General features: G+C 55.2%; 23 protein-coding genes and 2 pseudogenes. 17 read left to right on the forward strand and 8 right to left on the reverse strand.

Annotation, left to right across the window (positions count from 1 at the left end):
- Positions 1–270 precede the first annotated feature (270 nt).
- Complete coding sequence (locus GOB90_RS08680) at positions 271–756, forward strand: hypothetical protein (protein WP_146889393.1); 486 nt, start codon at positions 271–273, stop codon at positions 754–756.
- Here GOB90_RS08680 and GOB90_RS18970 read toward each other — a convergent pair.
- Entirely contained in the window at positions 691–960 is a 270-nt protein-coding gene (locus GOB90_RS18970; protein ID WP_146889390.1) for a hypothetical protein, read from the reverse strand. The genes GOB90_RS08680 and GOB90_RS18970 overlap by 66 nt on opposite strands.
- A gap of 69 nt (positions 961–1,029) precedes the next feature.
- Between GOB90_RS18970 and GOB90_RS08685 the strand changes: the two genes are divergently transcribed.
- Positions 1,030–2,064, forward strand: coding sequence for a bifunctional enoyl-CoA hydratase/phosphate acetyltransferase (locus GOB90_RS08685; protein WP_146889385.1), 1,035 nt, complete (start codon positions 1,030–1,032; stop codon positions 2,062–2,064).
- Between the two features lie 23 nt (positions 2,065–2,087).
- On the opposite strand, the gene rimI is transcribed toward GOB90_RS08685, so the two are convergent.
- The 6 genes from rimI to GOB90_RS19145 all read right to left on the reverse strand — a co-directional run bounded on the left by rimI (position 2,088) and on the right by GOB90_RS19145 (position 7,633).
- The gene (gene rimI, locus GOB90_RS08690; RefSeq protein WP_146889381.1) at positions 2,088–2,537 is read right to left on the reverse strand and encodes a ribosomal protein S18-alanine N-acetyltransferase; all 450 of its coding nucleotides are present in this window, start codon (positions 2,535–2,537) and stop codon (positions 2,088–2,090) included.
- Positions 2,537–3,259, reverse strand: coding sequence for a tRNA (adenosine(37)-N6)-threonylcarbamoyltransferase complex dimerization subunit type 1 TsaB (gene tsaB, locus GOB90_RS08695; RefSeq protein ID WP_146889377.1), 723 nt, complete (start codon positions 3,257–3,259; stop codon positions 2,537–2,539). Before tsaB ends, rimI begins: the two co-directional genes overlap by 1 nt.
- Complete coding sequence (locus GOB90_RS08700; protein WP_146889372.1) at positions 3,256–3,837, reverse strand: malonic semialdehyde reductase; 582 nt, start codon at positions 3,835–3,837, stop codon at positions 3,256–3,258. Before GOB90_RS08700 ends, tsaB begins: the two co-directional genes overlap by 4 nt.
- A gap of 131 nt (positions 3,838–3,968) precedes the next feature.
- On the reverse strand, positions 3,969–4,532 hold the full coding sequence (locus GOB90_RS08705; RefSeq protein WP_146889369.1) for a NifU family protein: 564 nt from the start codon (positions 4,530–4,532) through the stop codon (positions 3,969–3,971).
- A 346-nt stretch (positions 4,533–4,878) separates the two neighbouring features.
- A complete protein-coding gene (locus tag GOB90_RS08710; protein ID WP_242011893.1) occupies positions 4,879–7,032 on the reverse strand; it encodes a prolyl oligopeptidase family serine peptidase in 2,154 nt (717 codons plus the stop codon).
- A gap of 376 nt (positions 7,033–7,408) precedes the next feature.
- Positions 7,409–7,633: a hypothetical protein gene (locus GOB90_RS19145; RefSeq protein ID WP_242011906.1), complete on the reverse strand. Its 225-nt coding sequence runs from the start codon at positions 7,631–7,633 to the stop codon at positions 7,409–7,411.
- Here GOB90_RS19145 and GOB90_RS19655 point away from each other — a divergent pair.
- The 15 genes and pseudogenes from GOB90_RS19655 to GOB90_RS08780 all read left to right on the forward strand — a co-directional run.
- Positions 7,614–7,706, forward strand: a pseudogene (locus GOB90_RS19655) (HAMP domain-containing protein); the annotation flags it as partial. The gene GOB90_RS19145 and the pseudogene GOB90_RS19655 overlap by 20 nt on opposite strands.
- Positions 7,707–7,826: 120 nt before the next feature.
- Positions 7,827–8,930, forward strand: a complete 1,104-nt coding sequence (locus tag GOB90_RS08715) for a methyl-accepting chemotaxis protein (RefSeq protein ID WP_261765978.1) — start codon at positions 7,827–7,829, stop codon at positions 8,928–8,930.
- 38 nt (positions 8,931–8,968) lie between these two features.
- Positions 8,969–9,340 carry a response regulator gene (locus GOB90_RS08720; protein WP_146889357.1) on the forward strand — a complete coding sequence of 124 codons (372 nt, stop codon included), beginning with the start codon at positions 8,969–8,971 and terminating at the stop codon, positions 9,338–9,340.
- A gap of 6 nt (positions 9,341–9,346) precedes the next feature.
- Complete coding sequence (locus tag GOB90_RS08725) at positions 9,347–11,281, forward strand: chemotaxis protein CheA (protein WP_146889354.1); 1,935 nt, start codon at positions 9,347–9,349, stop codon at positions 11,279–11,281.
- 5 nt (positions 11,282–11,286) lie between these two features.
- A complete protein-coding gene (locus tag GOB90_RS08730) occupies positions 11,287–11,757 on the forward strand; it encodes a chemotaxis protein CheW (protein ID WP_146889351.1) in 471 nt (156 codons plus the stop codon).
- Complete coding sequence (locus tag GOB90_RS08735) at positions 11,754–12,605, forward strand: CheR family methyltransferase (RefSeq protein ID WP_146889348.1); 852 nt, start codon at positions 11,754–11,756, stop codon at positions 12,603–12,605. The genes GOB90_RS08730 and GOB90_RS08735 overlap by 4 nt, the downstream gene beginning before the upstream one ends.
- Complete coding sequence (locus tag GOB90_RS08740) at positions 12,605–13,672, forward strand: protein-glutamate methylesterase/protein-glutamine glutaminase (protein WP_146889345.1); 1,068 nt, start codon at positions 12,605–12,607, stop codon at positions 13,670–13,672. Before GOB90_RS08735 ends, GOB90_RS08740 begins: the two co-directional genes overlap by 1 nt.
- Positions 13,672–14,064: a response regulator gene (locus tag GOB90_RS08745; RefSeq protein ID WP_146889342.1), complete on the forward strand. Its 393-nt coding sequence runs from the start codon at positions 13,672–13,674 to the stop codon at positions 14,062–14,064. The genes GOB90_RS08740 and GOB90_RS08745 overlap by 1 nt, the downstream gene beginning before the upstream one ends.
- Before the next feature lie 19 nt (positions 14,065–14,083).
- A complete protein-coding gene (locus tag GOB90_RS08750) occupies positions 14,084–14,629 on the forward strand; it encodes a chemotaxis protein CheD (RefSeq protein WP_146889339.1) in 546 nt (181 codons plus the stop codon).
- Positions 14,629–14,979 carry a hypothetical protein gene (locus tag GOB90_RS08755; RefSeq protein WP_146889336.1) on the forward strand — a complete coding sequence of 117 codons (351 nt, stop codon included), beginning with the start codon at positions 14,629–14,631 and terminating at the stop codon, positions 14,977–14,979. The genes GOB90_RS08750 and GOB90_RS08755 overlap by 1 nt, the downstream gene beginning before the upstream one ends.
- 161 nt (positions 14,980–15,140) lie before the next feature.
- Positions 15,141–15,935, forward strand: coding sequence for a class I SAM-dependent methyltransferase (locus GOB90_RS08760; RefSeq protein ID WP_261765977.1), 795 nt, complete (start codon positions 15,141–15,143; stop codon positions 15,933–15,935).
- A gap of 246 nt (positions 15,936–16,181) precedes the next feature.
- Positions 16,182–17,375, forward strand: a complete 1,194-nt coding sequence (locus GOB90_RS08765) for a cysteine desulfurase family protein (RefSeq protein WP_146889333.1) — start codon at positions 16,182–16,184, stop codon at positions 17,373–17,375.
- A 112-nt stretch (positions 17,376–17,487) separates the two neighbouring features.
- Complete coding sequence (locus tag GOB90_RS08770; protein WP_146889329.1) at positions 17,488–17,802, forward strand: ferredoxin family 2Fe-2S iron-sulfur cluster binding protein; 315 nt, start codon at positions 17,488–17,490, stop codon at positions 17,800–17,802.
- Between the two features lie 233 nt (positions 17,803–18,035).
- Positions 18,036–19,133 carry a tRNA 2-thiouridine(34) synthase MnmA gene (gene mnmA / locus GOB90_RS08775; protein ID WP_146889326.1) on the forward strand — a complete coding sequence of 366 codons (1,098 nt, stop codon included), beginning with the start codon at positions 18,036–18,038 and terminating at the stop codon, positions 19,131–19,133.
- A 130-nt stretch (positions 19,134–19,263) separates the two neighbouring features.
- Complete coding sequence (locus GOB90_RS08780) at positions 19,264–21,186, forward strand: superinfection immunity protein (RefSeq protein WP_242011894.1); 1,923 nt, start codon at positions 19,264–19,266, stop codon at positions 21,184–21,186.
- Between the two features lie 38 nt (positions 21,187–21,224).
- Here GOB90_RS08780 and GOB90_RS08785 read toward each other — a convergent pair.
- Positions 21,225–21,324 (reverse strand): annotated as a pseudogene (locus tag GOB90_RS08785) (IS5/IS1182 family transposase); the annotation flags it as partial.

A 21,324-nucleotide genomic window follows, 5' to 3' on the forward strand; every position in this document is an offset into this window, starting at 1 on the left:
GTGGTGGTCTGCTGCTTTTCTGTGTGAGATGCCGGTGGGGCTGGAGAGAACGCGCTGGCTGCTGCCGGACTAAGCGTGATGGCGGCAACGGGAAGAGTAGCGATGCGACGCATTGATGGCTCTTCTGGCAGGACAATCGTTAATTCGCGGAAATCTCACGAACTGATGAGAATGTGTGTGAAGGATGCCGCTATGACCAGAATGGCTGGCTGAGCACGACGGAGCGTCAGTTATAATGGTGACTTAATAATCACGAAGCGACGAAAGTTCATGATCAGAGACGTAACTGCGGATTTAAATGCAATTCTGAAGCAGCATGCGGAAGTGAGTAAGGCATTTATAGACATCATCAGCAGTCCCTTATTGGGCCGCGAGACGCTCTCCGCAGCTTTAGGCGAGTTATCTGAGCATTTAGTCGCCGCGTTTATCGGTGGTGCCCGAGAAATACGCGGGAACAAAGGGTTTGATCTGATCGGCCCAGGCAATGAGAAAATAGAGGTGAAATCGCGTCAACTCAGTAAGTGGGGTGGCTCCCTGCAATTCAATTTTGGTGCGCATTCCGCTTCGGCAGACGAAGCATTTTGTATCGCGTGGGACGACACTGGGCCGCCACCGGTTATTCACGCCGCGTTTCGGGCACCCATTCCTTGGATGCTCGAAAAATGGGGCTGCCCTGGACAAAATTCTTACTCAATCCGGACAAAGCTGAAAGCGCTTCAGCAGGCGGTGTTCTGCGTTGATCGAGTATGCTCTTGAACCGGACCCGCCGCCGGTGTTCCAGCGGGTCGGCATGCTCACCATCTCATAGCCCGCGAGCACACTGCGGATCTCCGGCCTGTCATTGATCGACATGATGAACCCACCCCTGAGCGAGCGCAGCAAGCCGGCCAGCACTTTGAAGTCGTCGCGAGAAAAAGGCACGTTATAGTAATCTTGACGTGACAATTCCCCCGTCGTCATGTGCGCTCAGATGTTCTCTGCCTATAGTTCTTTCCGCATTCTGTGGCTGACAGACGGAGAGATATGGTTATGGGCGGGAGTTTACCGGAAACATCTGATGCGGGGCATGTCTCCCCTCTGACCCGTCAGTTTATTCATGATGCTTCCGAGCAGCCTGTCATTCATAAGGGGCTTAGCCATCGTGTTTTTGAAGAGCTGATCAGCCGGGTCGCCGGTATTCCCAGGGTGCCTACTGCCGTTGTCTGGCCGCGTGAGGCGCATGCCCTGGAGGGTGCGCTTGCCGCCGCAAAATATGGGCTGATTCATCCGGTTCTTGTCGGGCGTGCCACTGAAATCCGGGAGGTGGCGAAAAATGCCGGACTGGATCTGGCTGACAGTGAAATTGCCGATGTTGCGGATGATGTGGACGCTGCGGCGAAAGCTGTTTCCATGGCGCGTGAGGGCCGTGTGCAGAGTGTGATGAAAGGAAGCCTGCACACAGATATTCTGATGCGTGCTGTCGTTTCCGCTGAAGGTGGTCTCCGGACCGAGCGCCGCATCAGCCATGTCTTTCTGCTTGCCGCGCCGCGCTATGACGATCTTCTCTTTGTGACGGACGCGGCAATCAATATTTTTCCCGATCTCGATACGAAACGGGACATTACCCAGAACGCGATCGATCTTCATACAGGTCTCGGTCTGGGTGCGCCGCGGGTTGCAATTCTGTCAGCCGTTGAGATCATCAACAGCAAGATACCCAGCACGGTGGATGCGGCCTGTCTGTGTAAAATGGCGGAGCGGGGGCAGATTACCGGAGGTGTGCTGGAGGGGCCGCTGGCGATGGATAACGCGATCGATCCGGAAGCGGCCCGGATCAAGGGGATTGAGTCTCCGGTTGCCGGTCGGGCACAGATTCTCGTTGTTCCTGATCTTGAAGCCGGGAATATGCTGGCCAAGAACCTGATTTTCATGGGGGGCGCGACTTCGGCCGGCATCGTTCTGGGTGCCCGTGTGCCGGTTATTCTCACCAGCCGTGCGGACAGTATTCAGGACCGCGTGATCTCAGCCGCCATTGGTGCGCTTTATGGCTGGCACGTTGCTTCGCAGAAGCAGGATACGCAATAGTTCTGTGTTTGCAGGATGGTCGCTTACGTCATCCAGATCATAATATCCGCATCGGACCCGTCCGCGTAATAGCGCGGTCTTGTTCCGATTTTTTCGAAATCTGCGGCAAGATAAAGTGCTTTTGCAGGTTCATTCCGTGCGGAGACTTCCAGGAACAGCTGCGTGGTATTGAGATTTTCCAGCCGGTTCCGGAGGGCGCGGAGAAGTGCCATGGCGACGCCACGGCGACGGAATGTTCTGCTGACGGCGAGTGTCAGAATTTCCGCTTCATCGCCTGCGAGACGGGCCAGAATAAAACCTGTCGGCTCGTTATCCTGTGATGCGATCAGTGACAATGTGCGCGGCATTTCCAGAAACGATCTGAATGCGGAGGCGGACCATCTTTCGCTTCCCTCGAAACTTTCCGCATGAATGGCGGCGTACACCTCGCAAAATTCAGGCCCTGCTTCAGTAATATCCTGAGAAGCGGACATTATTGCGGGCGGGCTCTCAGACCGGCGCGTGGTAATTTTGCTTCCGGAGGATCAACATAAAGCGGCAGGGCGGAACGCGGCGGTAACGCGCCTTTCAGACGTGCGAGTGCGACGCCGGCGATCGCTTCGAAATCAGCTTCGCTGACGGGTGCGGTCTGACATTTTTCGTCACTGAGCATAGCGGCGCAGTCTGTCGCGGCGTCCCCGGCAAGGAGCCATGCGGCGGACGCGGGTCGCCAGGTGGCACTCTCAACCGCAATCACGTCTCCTGCTACGGATTCCACGAACCATCGTCCCCGCCGGGCGCCATAAACGCAGAGCCAGCCATTCAGCTTCCGGGCTGTCACCTGTTCATTCAGTCGCGATGCCAGAGCTTCTCCGCGTGTGACGCCGACAACGGGACATTCCGCGCCGAAAGCCAGTCCCGCCGCCAGGGCGCAGGCTGTGCGTAATCCGGTAAACGAGCCTGGTCCGACAATCACCGCGATCAGGTCGGGGTTTATCCACCCTGCTTCTTTCAGGCAGGTTTCAAGCATGACCGGCAGGGCGCCGATCCCTTCATGTCCGGCCTGGTTCGCGGAGGCTGCAAGAGACAGATCGTTTTTGGTATTTTTTTCAATCGCGCCGACACGTGCTCCGACGTTTTCTCCTGTCGGAGAGGCATCGAGTACGATGATCCGGCGCGGGTCTGGTAATTCAGGCGGGGCGGATGTTGCGTTCAAAGCAGTCGACAGGCTTCGTCAAAGGGCAGTCGCGCGGCGCGCGGCGTTTCATCAGGCTGGCCATGTCCCAGACAGACGAGAAAATTCGCCCGCCAGCCTTCTGCCGCCAGGAATGTGTCTTCCACGATTGTGCTGTCAAAGCCTGACATAGGGAGCGCATCAAGCCCGAGTGCCCGCGCGGCAAGGGTCAGGTAGGCGCCCTGTAAGGTGCCATTGCGAAAGGCGGTTTCTTCGGAGAGGCCGACATCGGTTGCGAACCATGACCGGAGATCCGGTTCCGGGTTCAGACGGGAAAAATATTCGAAAAACAGGGGATCGTGTGCGACGATCGCCACGACCGGAGCCTGCATTGCTTTATCAACATTGCCGGCGGACAGGGCGGGCCGGAGCCGGTCTTTTGCATCCTGTGTCGTCAGAAAGACAAAGCGGGCCGGGCAGCAGTTGCCGGAAGTCGGCCCCAGTCTGACCAGATCGTAAAGCGTATGAAGTGTTTCATCTGCGACCGGCTCCTCTGTCCATGCCGATGGTGTCCGCGCATCGCGAAACAGGCAATCAAGCGCATTCTCGTCTACTGGCACAGACCCCACTCCGTCTCGGTTCTGTGCCGTGCATACCGCCGCACAGAACGGGTTTCCAGAGTGTTTCGGGTCACTGGCGGTGTGGGGCTTCCGGCGGAAGGCATTGTGCTGCGGTTACACCGGGGTTGATTTCAGCTCAGCACCTGCTCGACCGAGACGATTTCCGGCACGTAATGGCGCAGCATGTTTTCGACGCCGTGTTTCAGGGTCGCGCCTGAGGACGGGCAGCCGGAGCAGGCGCCCTGCATGCTCAGTCGCACGACACCGTCACGGTAGCCACGGAAGACGATATCACCGCCATCGCTGGCGACTGCCGGGCGCACGCGTGTTTCCAGCAGTTCCTTGATTTGCTGGACGATCTCTTCATCGCCGGGCATGACGGGGTCTTCGATGACGGCGGCATCGGCTTCGACCGCCGGGCGACCAGAGACGAAGTGATCCACCAGTGTTGAGAGAATCAGCGGCTTCAGCCCGGCCCAGTCTTCCGCGTCTGTTTTCGTCACGGAGACAAAATCCGACCCCATGAACACGCGTGAGACGCCTGGCAGCTCAAACAGGGATTCCGCGAGCGCCGAACGTCCGGAAACGGCGTCTGCGTCAATGAAATCGACTGTGCCGGCATCTCCGGTTACGTCCCGCCCGGGGAGGAATTTCAGCGTGTTGGGGTTCGGTGTGCCCTCAGTCTCAATGAACATGACCAGACTCCTGGAAAAGGCACTGGCTTCAGAGGATCAGCCGGGATGCCAGACAGATAAAGAGGACGCACACGGTCCTGTATTCACAGATGACATGTGACAACACTGCCTGAATGGCAAGCCCCGTCTGCTGAAGATCAGAGGCGAACTGAGCGGAAATCATGTCAGCGCCGCCTTCGGGGCTCTGCCCGAACCGATGGGGGCCACAGGCCTCTGCTGATAAAATCGGTTTCCAAAGGTTTCCGGCCTTTGGCGGGTTTCAGGGCAAAGCCCTGAGAAATGCAGCGACACTCAATGCGGACAGAACTTTACGTGACAATGCCGAACGATCGCCGGCCCAGAAGGACTACTTACTTTCGGGCTCTGCGAGCTGACGCAGGAGATAAACGGCTTCCAGTGCCTGCTCATGGGCTACTTCCTGAGCGTTGACCGTTCCGGAATGTCCGCCTTCCGTGTCTTCGTAATAGTAAAACGGTGAGCCGATGTCCTCCAGCCGCGCGGCAAACCGTCGGGCATGAACGGGGCCGACGCGGTCATCGGTTGTGGAGGTGAAGATGAAGGGCGTGGGGTAATGCACACCCGTCCGGAGGTGCTGGAGCGGCGAAATCGACTCCAGAAAACGGCGTTCGTCCGGGACATTCACCGACCCGTATTCATCGGCCCAGGAGGCTCCGGCGGCCATTGTTTCGTAATGCAGCATATCCAGCAGCGGCACTCCGATTACAGCCGCGTTCCACAGATCCGGGTGCTGTGTGAATTCCACGCCCATGAGCAGGCCGCCGTTTGAACGTCCGCGTATTCCGAGATGGGACGCAGATGTAATGTGTCGGGAAATCAGATCGCGGCCCACGGCGGCAAAATCGTCGTAAACCCGTTGTCTGTGCGTTTTTCGTCCCGCTTCATGCCAGGCCGGGCCGAATTCGCCGCCGCCCCGGATATTCGCAACGGCATAGACGCCGCCCTGATTCAGCCAGAGGCGACCGGTTTCCGGTGAATAGGTGGGTGTGTAAGAGGCCTGGAAGCCGCCGTAAGCCGTGAGAAGCGTTGGGTGTGATCCGTCCGCCACCATGCCTTTCGGACGCACGAGGAAATAGGGAATCCGTGTGCCGTCGGAGGATTTTGCCCAGAGTTGTTCGACCGCGAGATTGCTCGCGTCGAACTGGGCCGGGATCTGACGGATTTTTTCCGCTCCGGCCTGGCTGGCTCCGACGAGCCACAACTGCGGAGGATCGGTATATCCTTCAACGGTCAGGAAGGCTGCGTCAGAATTCCGGTCGGCGTCGGCAATATGAACGGTCGACAGATCGGGCAACGGCAGAACAACGCGGGACCATATTTTGCCCGGTTTCCCGGATGACCGCAGGACCATTGCGCGACCGCGGACATTATCGAAATAAGTCACGACAACTGTATTTCGCGTTACGGCGACTTCATCAAGCGCTTCCGTCGCGGCGGGCGTGTATAAAATTTCCACGTCCTGATCCGGGGCGGAAGGATCAACGGAAACCAGACTGCCAGAGGGGATCGTCCGGGAGGCCGCCGGTGTCCAGGGTTCATTAAGCGACAGGATCAGTCTGCCATGCAGCATGCCCTGCAGATCGATGTGTTCAGGCAGGGCGAGCCAGCGAAGCCCGCCCGGGCTGGCACCATGAAAGGCGGTGTCCATGCCTTTGAGAACAGCAAACCGGTTTGTAAAAAACGTGGGTGAACGGTGGATGATCAGAAGGCTGTTGCTATCTCCGTCGGTGAGTGTTTCAGGATCGACGGCGACATCGGTTTTTTCGCCACGGGCGATTTCGATGGCCTGATCGAGCGGCTGTCCGCGAACCACGCGCCGGACCACGAACGGATAACCGGAGGTTGTCAGCGTAGCTCCGGTGCCGTCCCAGTCACGGGATACAAGCAGCGTATCGCGGTCCACCCAGGCGGCTGTCTGTTTGGAGCGCGGCAACACGAAGCCATTCAGAACGAAAAGTCCTGCCTGGGTATCGAATTCCCTTAGTGTATCGGCATCTTCGCCACCCTCTGACAGGCTGACAAGGCAAAACCGTTCTTTTGGTTCCAGGCATCCGGCGCCCTGGAATATCCAGTTTTCATGCTCCCGTTTCGCGAGTGCATCGACGTCCAGCTTTGTCACCCAGCCGGTCAGTTCCTGCCGGTAAGAAGCGAGTGTGGTCTGGCGCCAGATTCCTCTCGGATGATGATCATCCTGCCAGAAATTCCAGACATGATTTCCGAGGAATCGTGGTTTTGCAAGCCGTTCATGACTTTGCCTGGCGGCCAGCGCGCTGGCATAAAAATCCGGATAGCGGGGATCTGACTGCAGCACGTCGAATGTTTTTTTATTTTGTGCGGCGACCCAGTCCAGAGCTTCCGCTCCGTGCACATCTGAAAGTGCCGCCGATGAAATGAGGGGATGACCGGGTGCGGCGCGTGCGGTCGCCGAGACAAGCATTCCGGATGTCAGAATCGCAAGCGGCCACATATGAAAAGCGCGCATAAAGCCTCGGAAATCAGTTTTTCTTTGCATTTATCTCATTCTGTCGAGAATGGGACTTCTTTTATACATACAATAAAACATATCCGGAATCCGTTGTCTGCAATGGGATCGGACTGGTGGGTTATGGCGCTGATCAGTCAGAATCGGTCTGTTAAGTTAATTCAGGGTATAGAAAAGTAATGTTGCATATAACATAAATAATATATTAACAAAATAAGAAAATATTTTAGCATGTCGGTAGTTAATTTTGTATGCGACTAAATGAATCAAGATTATTTTTTAACTTAAAGCGTAACTTTTTTTTATACAATTTGTTCGATGTAATCGAATGTTTCCGAATAGTCGGATATTACAGAATGCGATAAAAAGCCGGAGCTCAGATAATGTTCTTATCGTGGTTACAAACCGAAGCATCGGTTCGTACAAAAATAAAAACTATTATCGGATTTCTTGCTATTATTGCTATATTGCAGTTTTGCTTAGGGCTGGTTGCGGCATATTCACCGAATTTTGCGCAGAAAGCACAAATATTTATTATTTTTAGCGGATTTTTTGAGGTTGCTGCCACAATCATAGCGATAGTGACTTCTGTACAGGTCATAGCTGTTCCCATCGAGAGAATAACGTCTGCGACTGAACAGATTGCTGCGGGTAAATTTGATGCGGTGATCCCTTGCCATTCATACCATGACTGCGCCGGGCGGCTGGCAAAAGCTCTGACGACTTTTAGGGACCATTCGGCCGAGAATACCCGGGTCCAGGAAGAAGCATTGCTGGTTTCCCGGACTTCTGAAGTGCGTCAGAAAAAACTGGCGGAGGAAAGCAGGCAGCAGAGGGAATGGACGGAAGAGCTTGTCGAAAATCTGATCCGCGGCATGCAGCGTTTGTCTTCCGGCGACCTGAGTTTTCGATATACGGAACCTTTCCGTCAGGAGTTTGAACAGTTCCGAACTGATTTCAATGTAACGGCCGATCGTCTTTCCGATACGCTTGGTAAGGTAGCTGCCAGTGTCTCGACAATTGAGTCGGGCTCGTCTGAAATTGCCCTTGCCTCGGATGATCTTGCTCGCCGTACAGAACGACAGGCGGATAATCTTGGAAAAACATCCGGTTCTGTCAATACAGTTACAACGGGCGTGCAGAAAACTGCACAGGCGGCTCTCGATGCGCGGAAAGCAGCCGGCGGAGCGCGCGAACAGGCTGCTGAATCATCTTCGGTTGTGCAGTCAGCCATATCAGCGATGCATGAAATTGAAGATTCATCGAAAAAAGTGGCAGATATTTTAGGTGTTATTGATGAAATAGCTTTCCAGACAAATCTTCTGGCGCTGAACGCGGGTGTGGAGGCTGCCCGTGCCGGTGATGCGGGGCGTGGTTTCGCTGTCGTTGCGACCGAAGTCCGTTCGCTGGCTCAGAGATCAGCGACATCCGCCAAGAATATCAAAGAGCTTATTTCTCTTTCCGGGCGCCAGGTTTCAAAGGGTGTAACACTGGTAACGCAGACAGGTGATGCTCTCTCAAAAATATCACAGAATATCGAAACAATTTCGGATCTGATCGGATCGATTTCATCGTCGGCGCAGGAGCAGGCGGAAAGTCTGACGCAAATTAATTCAGCAATCAGCGAGATGGATCAGACCACACAGCAAAACGCTGCGATGGTCGAAGAAACGACAGCTGCCAGTCATAATCTGACCCGGGAAACAAAAGATCTGGCCGAAGCTGTATCGCAGTTTCGTATCAGAGGCCCCGTCGAAAATATGGCCCGTGCCACAACAATGACAAGAGCTTTGCCACTCAGACCGGTTAATGAAACGGCTTGCTTCGGTCGGAATGATGCTGCGCCGCAGATTGCCGCAAGGCACTCGTCATCTGACGACGGGTGGGAAGACTTCTAAGGAGCTGTTGCCGTGCATATCAGGAAGAAAGAACGGATATGACAAAGACAATTCTCGTGGTCGATGACTCGCGTACTATGCGTGACATGCTGCGTCGCACGCTTGAAGGAGCAGCCTATCATGTCGTGGATGCTGTGGACGGAGTTGACGGGCTCGAAAAACTGGATGCTCTGACTTCGTTGCCGGCGGCAATCATTACCGACATTAATATGCCGCGCATGGATGGATATGGATTTATTGACGAGGTCCGGTCGAAGAAAAGAGACTGTCGCGTTCCTGTCCTTGTGCTGACAACAGAGACGAGCGCTGAGAAAAAAAATCGGGCAAAAAAAGCTGGAGCAACAGGCTGGATAGTGAAGCCATTTGAGCCGTCCGTTCTTATTTCAGCGATCCAACGGGTAACCGGATAAGTAATTATGGATGATCTGGACAGTATCAAGCCAATTTTCTTTGAGGAATGTGGCGAACAGCTAACGGAACTGGAGCGTGCTCTGGCCTGCCTTGAAAATGGCGAGGCTGGTCACGACACAGTTAACGCAGCATTCAGGGCCGTGCATTCGATCAAAGGAGGCGCGGGATCTTTCGGGATGACCGAACTTGTCCGGTTCGCTCATGTTTTTGAAACTGCACTGGATCTCCTGCGATCAGGTAAAATTGAGGCTTCACCGGCTGTTCTGCGCGTATTTCTTTTTGCGACTGATATTCTGAGTGATCTGACGGGCGCTGAACAGGGCGGACCGTCTGTTGACAAACAAAGATCTCTGGAATGCAGTAAGGCTCTTGAATCGCTTTCAGAAATTTCTGCTACGGTAAAGGCTGAGTCGGAAGAGCTCATAACGCAGGTTACAACAGAAGAAGATATTCCGGACGGGTTTACTCCTGTCCCCTTTGTTTTTGACGAGGATGTGTCAGATAAGCTGGCTGCTTTAGTCAGTGACGAAGGATTTGAGATCTTTTCGGAAACCCCTGATAGTGCCGGATCTGCGGCAGGACATTCATTGCAGGCAGACAGCCCCCTGGATTCCGTCACTGTGGAAGCGGGGTACGAAAAAGCAGCTGAAAAAAACAGTTCAGTGAGCAGCACTTCTGTAAAATCGAGCGTAGCTTTACCTGCCAGTATTCGCGTCGACGTCGATCGTATAGATCGGGTGATGGATCTGGTGGGAGAACTGGTGATCGGTCAGTCAGCACTGAGAGAAGCCTTTGATAACAGTAACGCAAAACATCAGGACGAAGCCGGTTCTTCTGCTCTGACTGATGCAATGAACGAAATTGAACAACTGAGCCGTGATATTCAGGATGCGGTGATGGCGGTACGGGCGCAGCCGCTAAAGACTGTTTTCCAGAGAATGCAGCGTGTTGTCAGAGAAACATCTCTTATCGCTCATAAGAATGTTCATCTTATCATTGAAGGTGAGGATACAGAGGTTGACAGGACGCTCATAGAACGTCTGACGGACCCGTTAACCCACATGCTTCGTAATGCGATTGATCATGGCATCGAATCTGAGGAAAAGCGTATCGCCGCCGGAAAATCTCCTGGGGGTACGATTACTCTGTCTGCTGCTCACAGATCAGGGCGAATTGTCATTATCATAAAGGATGATGGCGGCGGTATTGATCGCAGGCGTGTAAGAGCAATTGCCGAGAAGAAAGGTATTATTTCATCAGACGCTGTTCTTACAGATTCTGACATTGATAATCTTATATTTTCTCCGGGGTTTTCAACGTCTGAGACCATCACTGACCTGTCGGGTCGTGGTGTGGGAATGGATGTCGTCAAGCAGGCTATACAGGATCTTGGCGGACGTGTTTCTATTCAGTCCGAGACGGGGAAAGGATCAGGTTTTATTCTGAGTCTGCCTCTGACTCTGGCGGTCATGGATGGTATGCTTGTTACGGTATCAGGGCAAATTCTGATACTTCCGGTGTCCTGTATTCTAGAAACAATGATTCTTGACAGGAAGAGTATATTTCATGCTGTGGATAATGTTCCACTCATGTGTGTCCGTGGCAATTTTATTCCGTTGATTGAAATTGGCAGCGCTCTTGGATTTTCGTCGGATCACATATGCGGTTCTGAAAAGGTTGTCCTGATTGTTGAAGACGACAACGGAAAGATGACGGCTCTTGTGGCGGACAGTATTGATGGGCAGATGCAGATCGTCATAAAGACGATCGAAAAAAATTACCGACCAATCTATTGTGTTTCAGCAGCTACAATACTTGGAAGTGGTCAGGTTGCGCTGATTCTGGATGTTCCTGCCGTTACTGCAACAACGGAAAAATCCGGAAATTCTTCATGGCTGAAAGATAATAATGCCTTATCTGAGAAGTTTGCAGCGGAGTGAGCGGGATGAATATCGGACGTGAATATACAGGTAGCGAAAAGACCGGAAAAGTTATTTCTTTTGCGGTAGGGGATCAGGAATACTGTGTAGATATTCTGAGTGTTCGTGAAATCAGAGGATGGACGGAAGCGACTCCTTTGCCGGGTACACCCCGCTGGGTTCGTGGTGTAATCAATCTGCGGGGGATCATCCTTCCGGTCATTGATATGCGCGTCATGTTGCGGATCGGAAGCGAGCGTCCGATATCCCGCGAAGTTGTGATGGTCGTGGAGATCGGAGAAAAAATTTCCGGACTGCTTGTTGATAAGGTTTCAGATATTATTGATGTGGAACCGACTATGGTTCAGGAGGTGCCCTCATCGATATCAGGGGATACGTCTGAAATTATAAGCGGGTTGATAGCGCTCGACGGGCGGATGATTGGTATTCTGAATCTGGACATCGTTGCCGAGCAGATTATGGAAACAGCTGTATGACATTGGCATCTGCCCTTGTCCGGTCAGGAGAGTTTCCTTATACTGACGAAGATTTTAAAAAAATTAAAGAAATAGTTTATAAACACTGTGGAATATTTCTTGGGGAAACAAAAAAATCGCTGGTGTATTCCCGGGTTGCCCGTCGCATAAGGGAGTGCGGGCTTTCTGATTTCCGGGGTTATATAAGCTACGTAACCGGCGCGGGAAAAGATACAGAGCTCCCGAAAATGATTGATGCGATAACAACAAATGTAACTAATTTTTATAGAGAAAAGCACCATTTCGAGCATTTGTCTCAGGTCGTTTTACCGGACGCTATGGCGATGGCAAAAAACGGGGAGAAAATACGTTTCTGGTCTTCCGCCTGTTCGTCCGGACAGGAAGCCTATTCGATAGCGGCCTGCGTAATGGATAATTTTCCCGATGCTGTAAACTACGATATTAAAATTCTCGCGACTGATATTAATATTGATGTGATAAAGCGCGGAAACGAGGGACTTTATTCTGCTGAGGAATGTCGCGATCTCTCTGATGCGATAAAAAATAAATGGATGACGGAAACGGAAGAAGGATTCCGTTTCCATAAATCATTAAAGAGGCTTGTAACATTTCGACGTCTGAATTTGCTTGAATCCTGGCCGATGACGATTCCGTTTTCAGCCATTTTCTGCAGGAATGTCGCAATATATTTTGACAGAGAAACGCAGGATAAACTGTGGCTGCGTCTGGCGGGTCAGCTTAGGCCGGGTGGCTATCTCTACATTGGCCATTCAGAAAAAATTCCGAAAGAGCTGATATCTTCCCTTCACCCATGTAACACACCAACGACTTACAGGAAGGACGCGTAATGAATAAGAAAATTCGTGTTCTGATAGTTGATGATTCAAAAACGGGCCGGGCGTTTATTGCGGCAGCCCTGGAACGTGATCCTGATATCGAGATACTGGGTACTGCGGGTGATCCATTCGAAGCGCGCGATATTATCATGCGTGATCAGCCGGACGTCATTACGCTTGATGTCGAGATGCCAAATATGAACGGTCTTCAGTTTCTTGAGAAGATCATGCGCCTGAGGCCTATTCCTGTCGTAATGGTCTCAGGCCTTACGGTCCGGGGCGCCGATGTTGCTATTGAAGCATTGCAACTGGGGGCTTTTGACTGTTTCCCGAAAGCTTCGGGGGTATCCGGTATTGATGCTTATGCGGGTTTGATTCCGATTGTGAAGGCTGCGGCGGTAAGCGGTGTCGCTCGCCGGCCTTCATTGCGTCCGGCGATGCCGCGGCGGGATGTTCCTGTGCGCCCGATTGCAGATGGTCGCGCGGATGCTGTCGAAATCATCGCTATCGGTGCCTCGACGGGAGGTGTGGAGGCGCTGGGGGAGATATTGCCGTCTCTTCCGGAGACAATTGCTCCGGTTGTTATAACCCAGCATATGCCGGCACTTTTTACGACAAGTCTTGCTGCCCGACTTAACCGGTTGTGCAGGATTGAAGTGACCGAAGCCAGGGATGGCATCATTTTGCAGCCGGGGCATGCTTATATCGCGCCGGGGGGACAGCACCATCTGCATGTGCGTCAGGTCGCCGGGAGACTCATGGCGTCTCTCGATGCCGGTGAGCCGATCTCGGGACATCGTCCGTCGGTTGACGAACTTTTTTCGTCTGTTGCCAGAGCTGCGGGCAGGCGGGCTGTCGGAGTTATTCTGACCGGCATGGGTCGTGACGGGGCGGCCGGTCTGCTTGCCATGCGGGAGGCGGGCGGGCGAACAATCGGGCAGAGTGAGGGAACGTGTGTGGTTTACGGTATGCCCCGCGCCGCAGTTGAACTGGGAGCTGTCGAAAAGACACTGTCGCTTGGAAATATTGCAAATGCGCTTATATCGTTTGAGATGTCTGAAACAGGAGTGACTCACTAATGCCATCCGCATCCGCTATAAAGGCGCTGATTGTTGACGATCAGACGTCTATCCGGACGATTCTGCGGAACAGTCTTGCTCAGATTGGCATCGTTCAGGTTTCAGAGCGTAAAAACGGGAAAGACGCAGTCGACTATCTTTCCGATAATTCGGTTCATCTGATTATTTCTGATTTTAATATGCCTGAGATGAATGGTCTTGAATTGCTGAAGGCTGTCAGGGGAAATCCTAAAACGCAAAAGACGGCTTTTATTATTCTGACCGGTGAAGCAAATAAGGATCTGGTGCAGGAAGCCGTTAAAGGGGGGGTAAACAATTTTCTTGCAAAACCCTACACCGTTGCAAAACTGAAATCCGTTCTGGAAGCGGTTTTCGGGACGATAGCGGCATAAAGACGGGCAGCGATGCGCAATGGAAGCTGATGAGATGACTCTGGTGGTGCAGGGGGATGTTCTCGTCTCGGATAATCCGACAGCGATTTTCATGACTCTGCTTGGGTCTTGTGTTTCTGCCTGCATGTATGATTCCGCTGCGAATGTCGGTGGCATGAATCATTTTCTTTTGCCCGCGGGGAATGGGTACGGCTCTGCCGACAGAATCTCTTATGGCACACATGCCATGGAGAAACTGATCAATTCTCTTCTCAACATGGGCGCGAAAAAATCACGGCTGAAATGCAAACTGTTTGGTGGTGCAAATATACGACCGCAATTCGGCAATATAGGCACACAGAATTCTGAATTTGCGACTGAATTTCTCTCTGCTGAAGGTATTACCTGTACCTCATCGAGCACCGGAGGCGTGCTGGGGCGTCGTGTTCGTTTCTGGCCGGTTGGAGGGCGTGCTCAGCAGGCCCTGATCAGGGATGAAACCATGCCGGCCACGGAAATCAAAGCGGCTCAGGACGATATATTGCGCATCAGAATGGACAGGCAGCATGAGGTGGATTTTTTCTGATGGAACATTCTTCGGTAAAACTGTCGGAGTTTCTTTCCCGGGTGGGCTTGCTTGCTGATGATCTGGGAAATCTGCTGGAGCAGCTTCAGCATGAGATACAGATAGCGGGCGGGACGGCCGGTCAGTTGACGGGTCTGCAGAATCTTGATCGCGCCACACAGACGGCGCATGAAATCAGCCATGTTCTGGCCAGGGTTTCTGCTGATGTAAAAACATCCGATTATGACGGCAGGGTAAAAATCGACATTGGTTCAGTCAGTTTTCGCCTTGAGGACATTGGCATATTTCTGGCTACCGGAGAAGGCCGGCCGACGGGCTGCGGGAACGCCGGAGAACTTGAACTGTTTTAATCTCCGGGGGATCCGGCAACTGGTCCTCGGATACCCGGCCGGAGTGGAGTGCGGGTGCTTCAGGCACGACAGGAAATTAGGCTGTCCGATTGACATCGGGCAGAAACCTTCCGACGGTTCGTAACATTAAAAAAATGAACCCATCGCAAAGGACAGATTTCGTGCCGAAGAAAAATATCACCAGAGCTGTTTTCGCGGGCGTGTTTCTGCTGGCCGGCCTGTCAGCAGGAAGCCCGCTTATGGCGCAGCCTGCATTCAGGGGTAGTCATGTGCGGACGCTGCCGATTGCGGCGGCGCTCGCGAATAAGGATCGTCCCGAAGCCGACCGTGCCCGTGATGCCGCCCGCAAACCGGGTGAGCTGGTGGCCTTCGCGGGGATAACCAGCGGGATGAAGGTCGCGGATCTGATGCCGGGACAGGGATATTTCACCCGGATTTTCAGTAATCTCGTCGGGAAGACGGGTCATGTCTATACGGTGGTCTCTGCTGACCGCGTGGCGCATAAACCAGATGCCGCCGACGCGGTAAAGGCCATTGCCGCTGATCCGGCGTTCTCCAATGTGACCGAGGTGACGACGCCGCTCACGGCCCTGACGCTTCCGGGGCTGGTCGATATGGCATGGACCTCCCAGAATTATCATGACGTGTATGGGCAGGGTGCGGACGACGCGCTGGCGTTCGATAAGGCTGTTTTCAGGATACTGCGTCCGGGTGGCACGTTTATCGTGATCGACCATGTTGCCGCTTCGGGGAGTGGAAGCGCGCCGACGAAAACATTGCACCGGATTGATCCGGCGCTGATCCGCGAGCAGGTGATGCAGGCCGGGTTTGTGTTTGAAAGTGAGAGTTCCGCATTGAGGAACCCTGCGGATGCGCACACGGCGACGGTGTTTGATCCTTCGATACGAGGGCATACGGATCAGGTGGTTTTCAAATTCCATAAACCGGGTCTCTGAAAACGATCTTTCTCGCAACAATGTTTCTGCTGACCCTGCTTCCGGCATGATCTGACGCGGCATTTTTCAGCGCCCTGCTCCGGGCCTGTCAGAGGTTCCGGATTTCTGGCGGCTGTTTTGTTTTTAACGGATCAGAGCGAGGCGGAGCTTTCGGGGCGCATAGGGGAGGCCATCCGGGCTTGCGGCGCCCGCCCGGGCGCACCACGTTGCCGGACAGCGCAGCCGCAGGGCGGGAGAAAGGCGAGAGTGGAAGAATTTTATCTCGATAATGCGGCCACTACCCCGTGCGATCCGCGCGTTATAGCGTCCATGATGCCGCTGTTCGGGGAGGAGTTTGCCAATCCGCACAGCAGCACCCATGCGGCAGGGGAGCGCGCGGCTCAGATGGTGGAAGCCGCGCGCCGCGATGTCGCCGCTCTGATAGGCGCCGATCCGCGCGAGGTTGTTTTTACCTCGGGGGCCACTGAAGCGAATAATCTCGCCATCAAAGGCGCCGCCCGGCACCGCGCCCGGCATGGTGATGGCCGTCGTCGTATTGTCACTGTTGCGACAGAACATAAATGCGTGCTCGAAAGCGTGCGTGATCTGGCGGATGAAGGGTTCGACCCTGTTATTCTGGGCGTCGACAGCAGCGGGCGTGTCAGTGCCGATGCGCTTCGGGAGGTCCTTGCCATCCCGACCGCGCTGGTCAGCATCATGGCGGCCAACAACGAGACCGGTGTGCTGCAGGATCTTCCCGTGCTCTCCCGCATTGCAAAAGAGGCGGGCGCGCTCTTTCATTCGGATCTCGCTCAGGCTGCCGGTAAGACCGCCATCGATGTCGGAACACTCGGTCTCGATCTGGCCTCCGTCTCCGCTCACAAGATGTACGGTCCGAAAGGCGTTGGCGCTCTCTTCGTTCGTCGTCGTCCCCGTGTCCGTCTCGTCCCGCTGTTTTCCGGTGGTGGTCAGGAGCGCGGGCTCCGTTCGGGCACTCTGCCGTCGGCCCTTATTGCCGGGTTCGGCTGTGCGGCCCGTATTGCCGCCGCTGAAGGCCAGAGCGACGCCAGGCATCTGGCGCATCTGGCCGGGGCGCTTGTCGACGCGCTGCATGGTCGTCAGGTCGCCTTTTCCATCAATGCGGCGGAGGCGCCGCGTCTTCCGGGGATTCTCAGTCTGCGTCTGTCTGGTGTTCCCGCGCTCGCGCTCATGCAACGCATACCGGAACTGGCTCTTTCCGCAGGTTCGGCCTGTTCATCGGCTGGACTGGCTCCGTCTTACGTGCTCACCGCGATGGGGCTTTCCCCTGCTGAAGCCGCAGAAAGCTTGCGTCTCTCGCCCGGACGTTTTACGACGCCCGCCAATATCGCGCGCGCGGCTGATCTTATTGTCCGTGCTGCGCATCAGGTGAGGGGAGCGGAACCCGCCTGGGCCAGATCCCCATCGGATGGAAACATCTGAAACAAGCATCTGACCGGGTGAAGACAGCTCGCAAGACAACAATACCGGAGCATGGACCCTTAACGGGGCTGAACACACCATGCCTCCGCGACAGCCGGAACGAGAGATCTGAATGCCGCATATGATTTTCGTCGAGCCCGATGGTACCGAGCGCAGGGTTGATGCTCCTGTGGGTCTTTCCGTGCTTGAAATTGCCCATAAGCACGGCATTGACCTTGAAGGCGCGTGCGAAGGGTCGCTCGCCTGCGCCACGTGTCATGTGATCGTCGATCCGTCCTGGGCTCCGAAGCTGGCCGAGCCGACGGAAGATGAGGAAGACATGCTCGACCTTGCCTTCGGTCTCGAAAAAACCTCCCGCCTGGGCTGCCAGATTGTTATGACTGACGCTCTGGACGGGCTGACCGTTCGCCTCCCGCGCAAGAGCTGATCCGAACCCATGCTGACACAGATCGCTGCCATGAGGGTTTTGCCCTTAACCCGGAGGAGGCCGGCGCCTTCTGCGCGGTCTGCTGTTTTTCGTGGCAAAGCCTCAGGGCAGAGCCCTGACACCCGGCAAAGGTCGCGGACCGTTGCAAACCATTCTGTGACAGACAGATCGGGTTATGGAGGTCTGTGGCCCCTGTGTGGCCGGCGGATCACCCGCTTATGGGTAAAGCCGTTATGACCCGTATTCTTGTTGCCATGTCCGGAGGCGTCGACAGTTCCGTTGTGGCGGCCCGTCTTGTGGCCGAGGGGCATGAGGTCATAGGCGCCACGCTCCAGCTCTATGACACACGGGGCGAAGCGAAAAAGGGTGCCTGCTGTGCCGGGCGCGACATTCAGGATGCTCGTGAAGTTGCTGAACGTCTTGGGATTCCTCACTATGTCATCGACGCCGAGCAGCGTTTTCGTGACAGCGTGATTGAGCGGTTCGCGGACTCGTACGCCAGTGGCGAGACCCCGGTTCCCTGCGTTGCCTGTAATCAGGGCGTCAAGTTCACCGATCTGCTCGGGCTGGCGCGTGATATTGGCGCCGAGGCGATGGCTACCGGGCACTATGTCCGCCGCGTTGAAGGACCGGATGGCGCCGAGCTGCATCGTCCCCTCGATACGGATCGGGATCAGAGCTGGTTTCTGTTCGCCACGACAAAAGAGCAGCTCGACTTCCTGCGTTTTCCGCTGGGCGACATGCCGGACAAACAGGCTGTTCGCGTGGAAGCCGAACGGTTTGGGCTTGCCGTCGCCGATAAGCCTGACAGCCAGGATCTCTGTTTTATTCCCAAAGGCTCTTACGCCGAGCTTGTGGAAACGCTCCGCCCCGATATGCGCGGCGAAGGCGAGATCGTGGATCGTGCCGGCAATGTTCTGGGGCGGCATGATGGCGTCACCCGGTTCACCGTTGGCCAGAGCAAGCGTCTTGGCGATGCCGGGCAGCACGGTGGCGAACGCCAGATGGTCGTCGGGATTGAACCGGCCAGCAAACGGATTGTCGTGGGGCCACGCCGGAAGGCTTCCGTCACCTCCTGCCATCTGCGTGAGGTGAACTGGCTGATCCCGCCTCCGGATGAAGCCAGCGGGGAGAGTGTTCGCTGCATGGTTCAGCTCCGTGCCCGCGAAATGCCCCGTGCGGCCACCATCCGCCGCATTGGCACGGGTGCCGAGGTGACGTTTGACGAGCCCGCTCTGCCCGCGCCGGGACAGGCCTGCGTGCTTTATGATGACAGCCGTGTCCTGGGTGGTGGCCTGATCTGCCGCGCGCCGGTTCCGGAGCCGGTCTGAGCCCTTAAGTCAGGGTCAGCCGCGGGGGTGTTCCGGGTCGGCGAGATCGGCCCGGGAGAACCTCCCTGTTACTTTTCGTGTCCATGTTTAAGATGGCGCGCAAATAACCAGGGCTGCGGGATAAATCAGAATGGCAGGCACTATGAGTTTCCGGCGTATCGCCCTGTTCTGCCTGCCTGTCATTACATACAGTTTTTCCGCGGTTGCCGCACCGGTGGCCGTGCAGCCTCTTGCGCGGGTCGCGCTGGATAACCGGACCCATGCCGAAGTTTTTTCACAGGGTGTGACCGCCGCGATCAGCGTCGCACCCACGACACGATGCGGCGGGTTCATGATCCTGGAGGACAGCCCCGGTGCGTCTCCGTCCTGCAGCATTGCTACTCTTACCCTTTCCGGCAGCGGAACGCAGCCGGTCGCGTTCCCTCTCGGAACGTATGGCACGGAAGACAGCGGCCTGAGGGATCTGCGGATTTCGCTCTACCATCTCGATCCGGCGACACCGGGGCCGCAGGTCCTGATTTCGGCCTGGACGGGGGGCGCCCATTGCTGCGGACTTACATCCATCTTCTCTGAAAACGCGGACGGAGTCTGGCGTCATATCGAGCCGGGGGCACAGGATGGCGACGGAGAGCCGGAGGTCGTGGACATCGCCGGCGATGGAAATGCCGAAATTGTCACCTCCGATCAGGCTTTTCTCTACACCTTTGCTTCTCATGCCGGGTCTTACACACCGTCTGTTATTCAGCGTTTCCACAATGGCGCGCTGCAAACCGTAACGCGGGACCCCGTTTATCGCGCTTTTCTTAACAATGATCTGGCGCGGCGGGAGAAGGAGTGGATCTCATCCGGGCGCGGGGAGCCCAACGGCTTTCTGGCGTATTATGTTGCTACAAAGGCTCTGACGGGCGATTTCAGCAACGCCTGGCGCTATATGCTGGCCAGCAAACAGACTGGCCAGGACAATGATTTCGGTATTTCCCTGTGCAGCCTGAAACCGGTGGCGGATGAAAAAAACTGCTCTGAAGCAGAAAAACGGATCATGCCTTTTCCTCAGGGGCTGGCCGTTTTTCTGACGCGGACGGGTTACATCACGGCCGACCAGGCCCGGGCGGTTCTTTCTCCGGTGCCCGCGGCAGGATCGTCCGTGGCTTCCGGACGCTATCATCCCGATTTTTCCTGCGAGCAGCCGCCTGAGAATAATGGCGTGGCGATCATGCTCTGTCAGAACAGCGAGGCGGCGAAGCACGAGCTGGAATTCGATCAGGTCTATTATGCGCTGCGGCAGCAGGTCGGGAAAGACAACTGGAAAGTCCTGAGACAGGACGCCATTCTTGACGAAAATGCGATGAACCTGTCGTGCGGTCTGCCCATACCGGGGCAGGGCGATCAGAGTATCCCTCCGGGAGGGGATTCATGTTACATAAGCGGAATAGACAGGGTGACGGAGAAATACCGGAGCCGCCTGACAGGCCCGGCAGCGGAGGAAGCCCGCCGTCCCATTGATCGCCATATAGAACTCCAGCAAAAGCTGATCGATCTTGGCTATCTGCCTGCGGGTTCCGTCGCGGATGGCGTGTATGGTGAAAGCACCCGCGCCGCCATCCAGACATGGCAGCGCGTCGCTCACCGGCCCGACACGGGTGGTTTCATAACGGACAGCGATGCTGCCAGCCTGCTTGATAACGCGCCTGCCACGACAGTGGCGGCAAGCGGACCTGCTTCGGAACCGGTAAAAACGGCAACACCTGCCATGACACCGCTCACGCAGCCCGTGCCGGCGCCGCAGATGCGGCCCTCCGACAGGACGATCTTCGGCTTTACGATCGGTATAGCTTTGCTGCTGCTGGCTTTCGGTCTGAGCCTTTACATCCTGCCGTTCGTTATCGCGTGCATCAGGGATACAACGAAAAAAGGCGCTGTCCTCGCAGTCAATCTCTGCTTCGGGTGGACGCTGATCGGATGGGTTGCCGCTCTGGTCATGGCTGTTTCTTTTGAAACGCGGAGCGATTACGAGTTGCGACAGCAGGCCTTTTCAAAAATCATATCAGGCTGAATGGCCATCCGGCGCCCGGATAAAGCCAGGCTCAGGACTCATTCTTTGAGCCAGAAGATGAAGCTTGCTGCGATATGGATTGCAGACATGAGTGTATGAGCGCAGCGATCATATCGTGTTGCGACACGTCGCCAGTCT

The sequence above is a fragment of the Acetobacter oeni genome (assembly GCF_011516825.1).
Classification (GTDB): domain Bacteria; phylum Pseudomonadota; class Alphaproteobacteria; order Acetobacterales; family Acetobacteraceae; genus Acetobacter; species Acetobacter oeni.

What these genes read in the sequence shown, in the direction of transcription:
- GOB90_RS08680 (WP_146889393.1), top strand. Translation starts at nt 271, where the DNA reads ATGATCAGAGACGTAACTGCGGATTTAAATGCAATTCTGAAGCAGCAT.
- GOB90_RS18970 (WP_146889390.1), bottom strand. Translation starts at nt 960, where the DNA reads ATGACGACGGGGGAATTGTCACGTCAAGATTACTATAACGTGCCTTTT.
- GOB90_RS08685 (WP_146889385.1), top strand. Translation starts at nt 1,030, where the DNA reads ATGGGCGGGAGTTTACCGGAAACATCTGATGCGGGGCATGTCTCCCCT.
- rimI (WP_146889381.1), bottom strand. Translation starts at nt 2,537, where the DNA reads ATGTCCGCTTCTCAGGATATTACTGAAGCAGGGCCTGAATTTTGCGAG.
- GOB90_RS08705 (WP_146889369.1), bottom strand. Translation starts at nt 4,532, where the DNA reads ATGTTCATTGAGACTGAGGGCACACCGAACCCCAACACGCTGAAATTC.
- GOB90_RS08710 (WP_242011893.1), bottom strand. Translation starts at nt 7,032, where the DNA reads ATGCGCGCTTTTCATATGTGGCCGCTTGCGATTCTGACATCCGGAATG.
- GOB90_RS19145 (WP_242011906.1), bottom strand. Translation starts at nt 7,633, where the DNA reads ATGACCTGTACAGAAGTCACTATCGCTATGATTGTGGCAGCAACCTCA.
- GOB90_RS08720 (WP_146889357.1), top strand. Translation starts at nt 8,969, where the DNA reads ATGACAAAGACAATTCTCGTGGTCGATGACTCGCGTACTATGCGTGAC.
- GOB90_RS08725 (WP_146889354.1), top strand. Translation starts at nt 9,347, where the DNA reads ATGGATGATCTGGACAGTATCAAGCCAATTTTCTTTGAGGAATGTGGC.
- GOB90_RS08730 (WP_146889351.1), top strand. Translation starts at nt 11,287, where the DNA reads ATGAATATCGGACGTGAATATACAGGTAGCGAAAAGACCGGAAAAGTT.
- GOB90_RS08735 (WP_146889348.1), top strand. Translation starts at nt 11,754, where the DNA reads ATGACATTGGCATCTGCCCTTGTCCGGTCAGGAGAGTTTCCTTATACT.
- GOB90_RS08740 (WP_146889345.1), top strand. Translation starts at nt 12,605, where the DNA reads ATGAATAAGAAAATTCGTGTTCTGATAGTTGATGATTCAAAAACGGGC.
- GOB90_RS08745 (WP_146889342.1), top strand. Translation starts at nt 13,672, where the DNA reads ATGCCATCCGCATCCGCTATAAAGGCGCTGATTGTTGACGATCAGACG.
- GOB90_RS08750 (WP_146889339.1), top strand. Translation starts at nt 14,084, where the DNA reads ATGGAAGCTGATGAGATGACTCTGGTGGTGCAGGGGGATGTTCTCGTC.
- GOB90_RS08755 (WP_146889336.1), top strand. Translation starts at nt 14,629, where the DNA reads ATGGAACATTCTTCGGTAAAACTGTCGGAGTTTCTTTCCCGGGTGGGC.
- GOB90_RS08770 (WP_146889329.1), top strand. Translation starts at nt 17,488, where the DNA reads ATGCCGCATATGATTTTCGTCGAGCCCGATGGTACCGAGCGCAGGGTT.
- mnmA (WP_146889326.1), top strand. Translation starts at nt 18,036, where the DNA reads ATGACCCGTATTCTTGTTGCCATGTCCGGAGGCGTCGACAGTTCCGTT.
- GOB90_RS08780 (WP_242011894.1), top strand. Translation starts at nt 19,264, where the DNA reads ATGGCAGGCACTATGAGTTTCCGGCGTATCGCCCTGTTCTGCCTGCCT.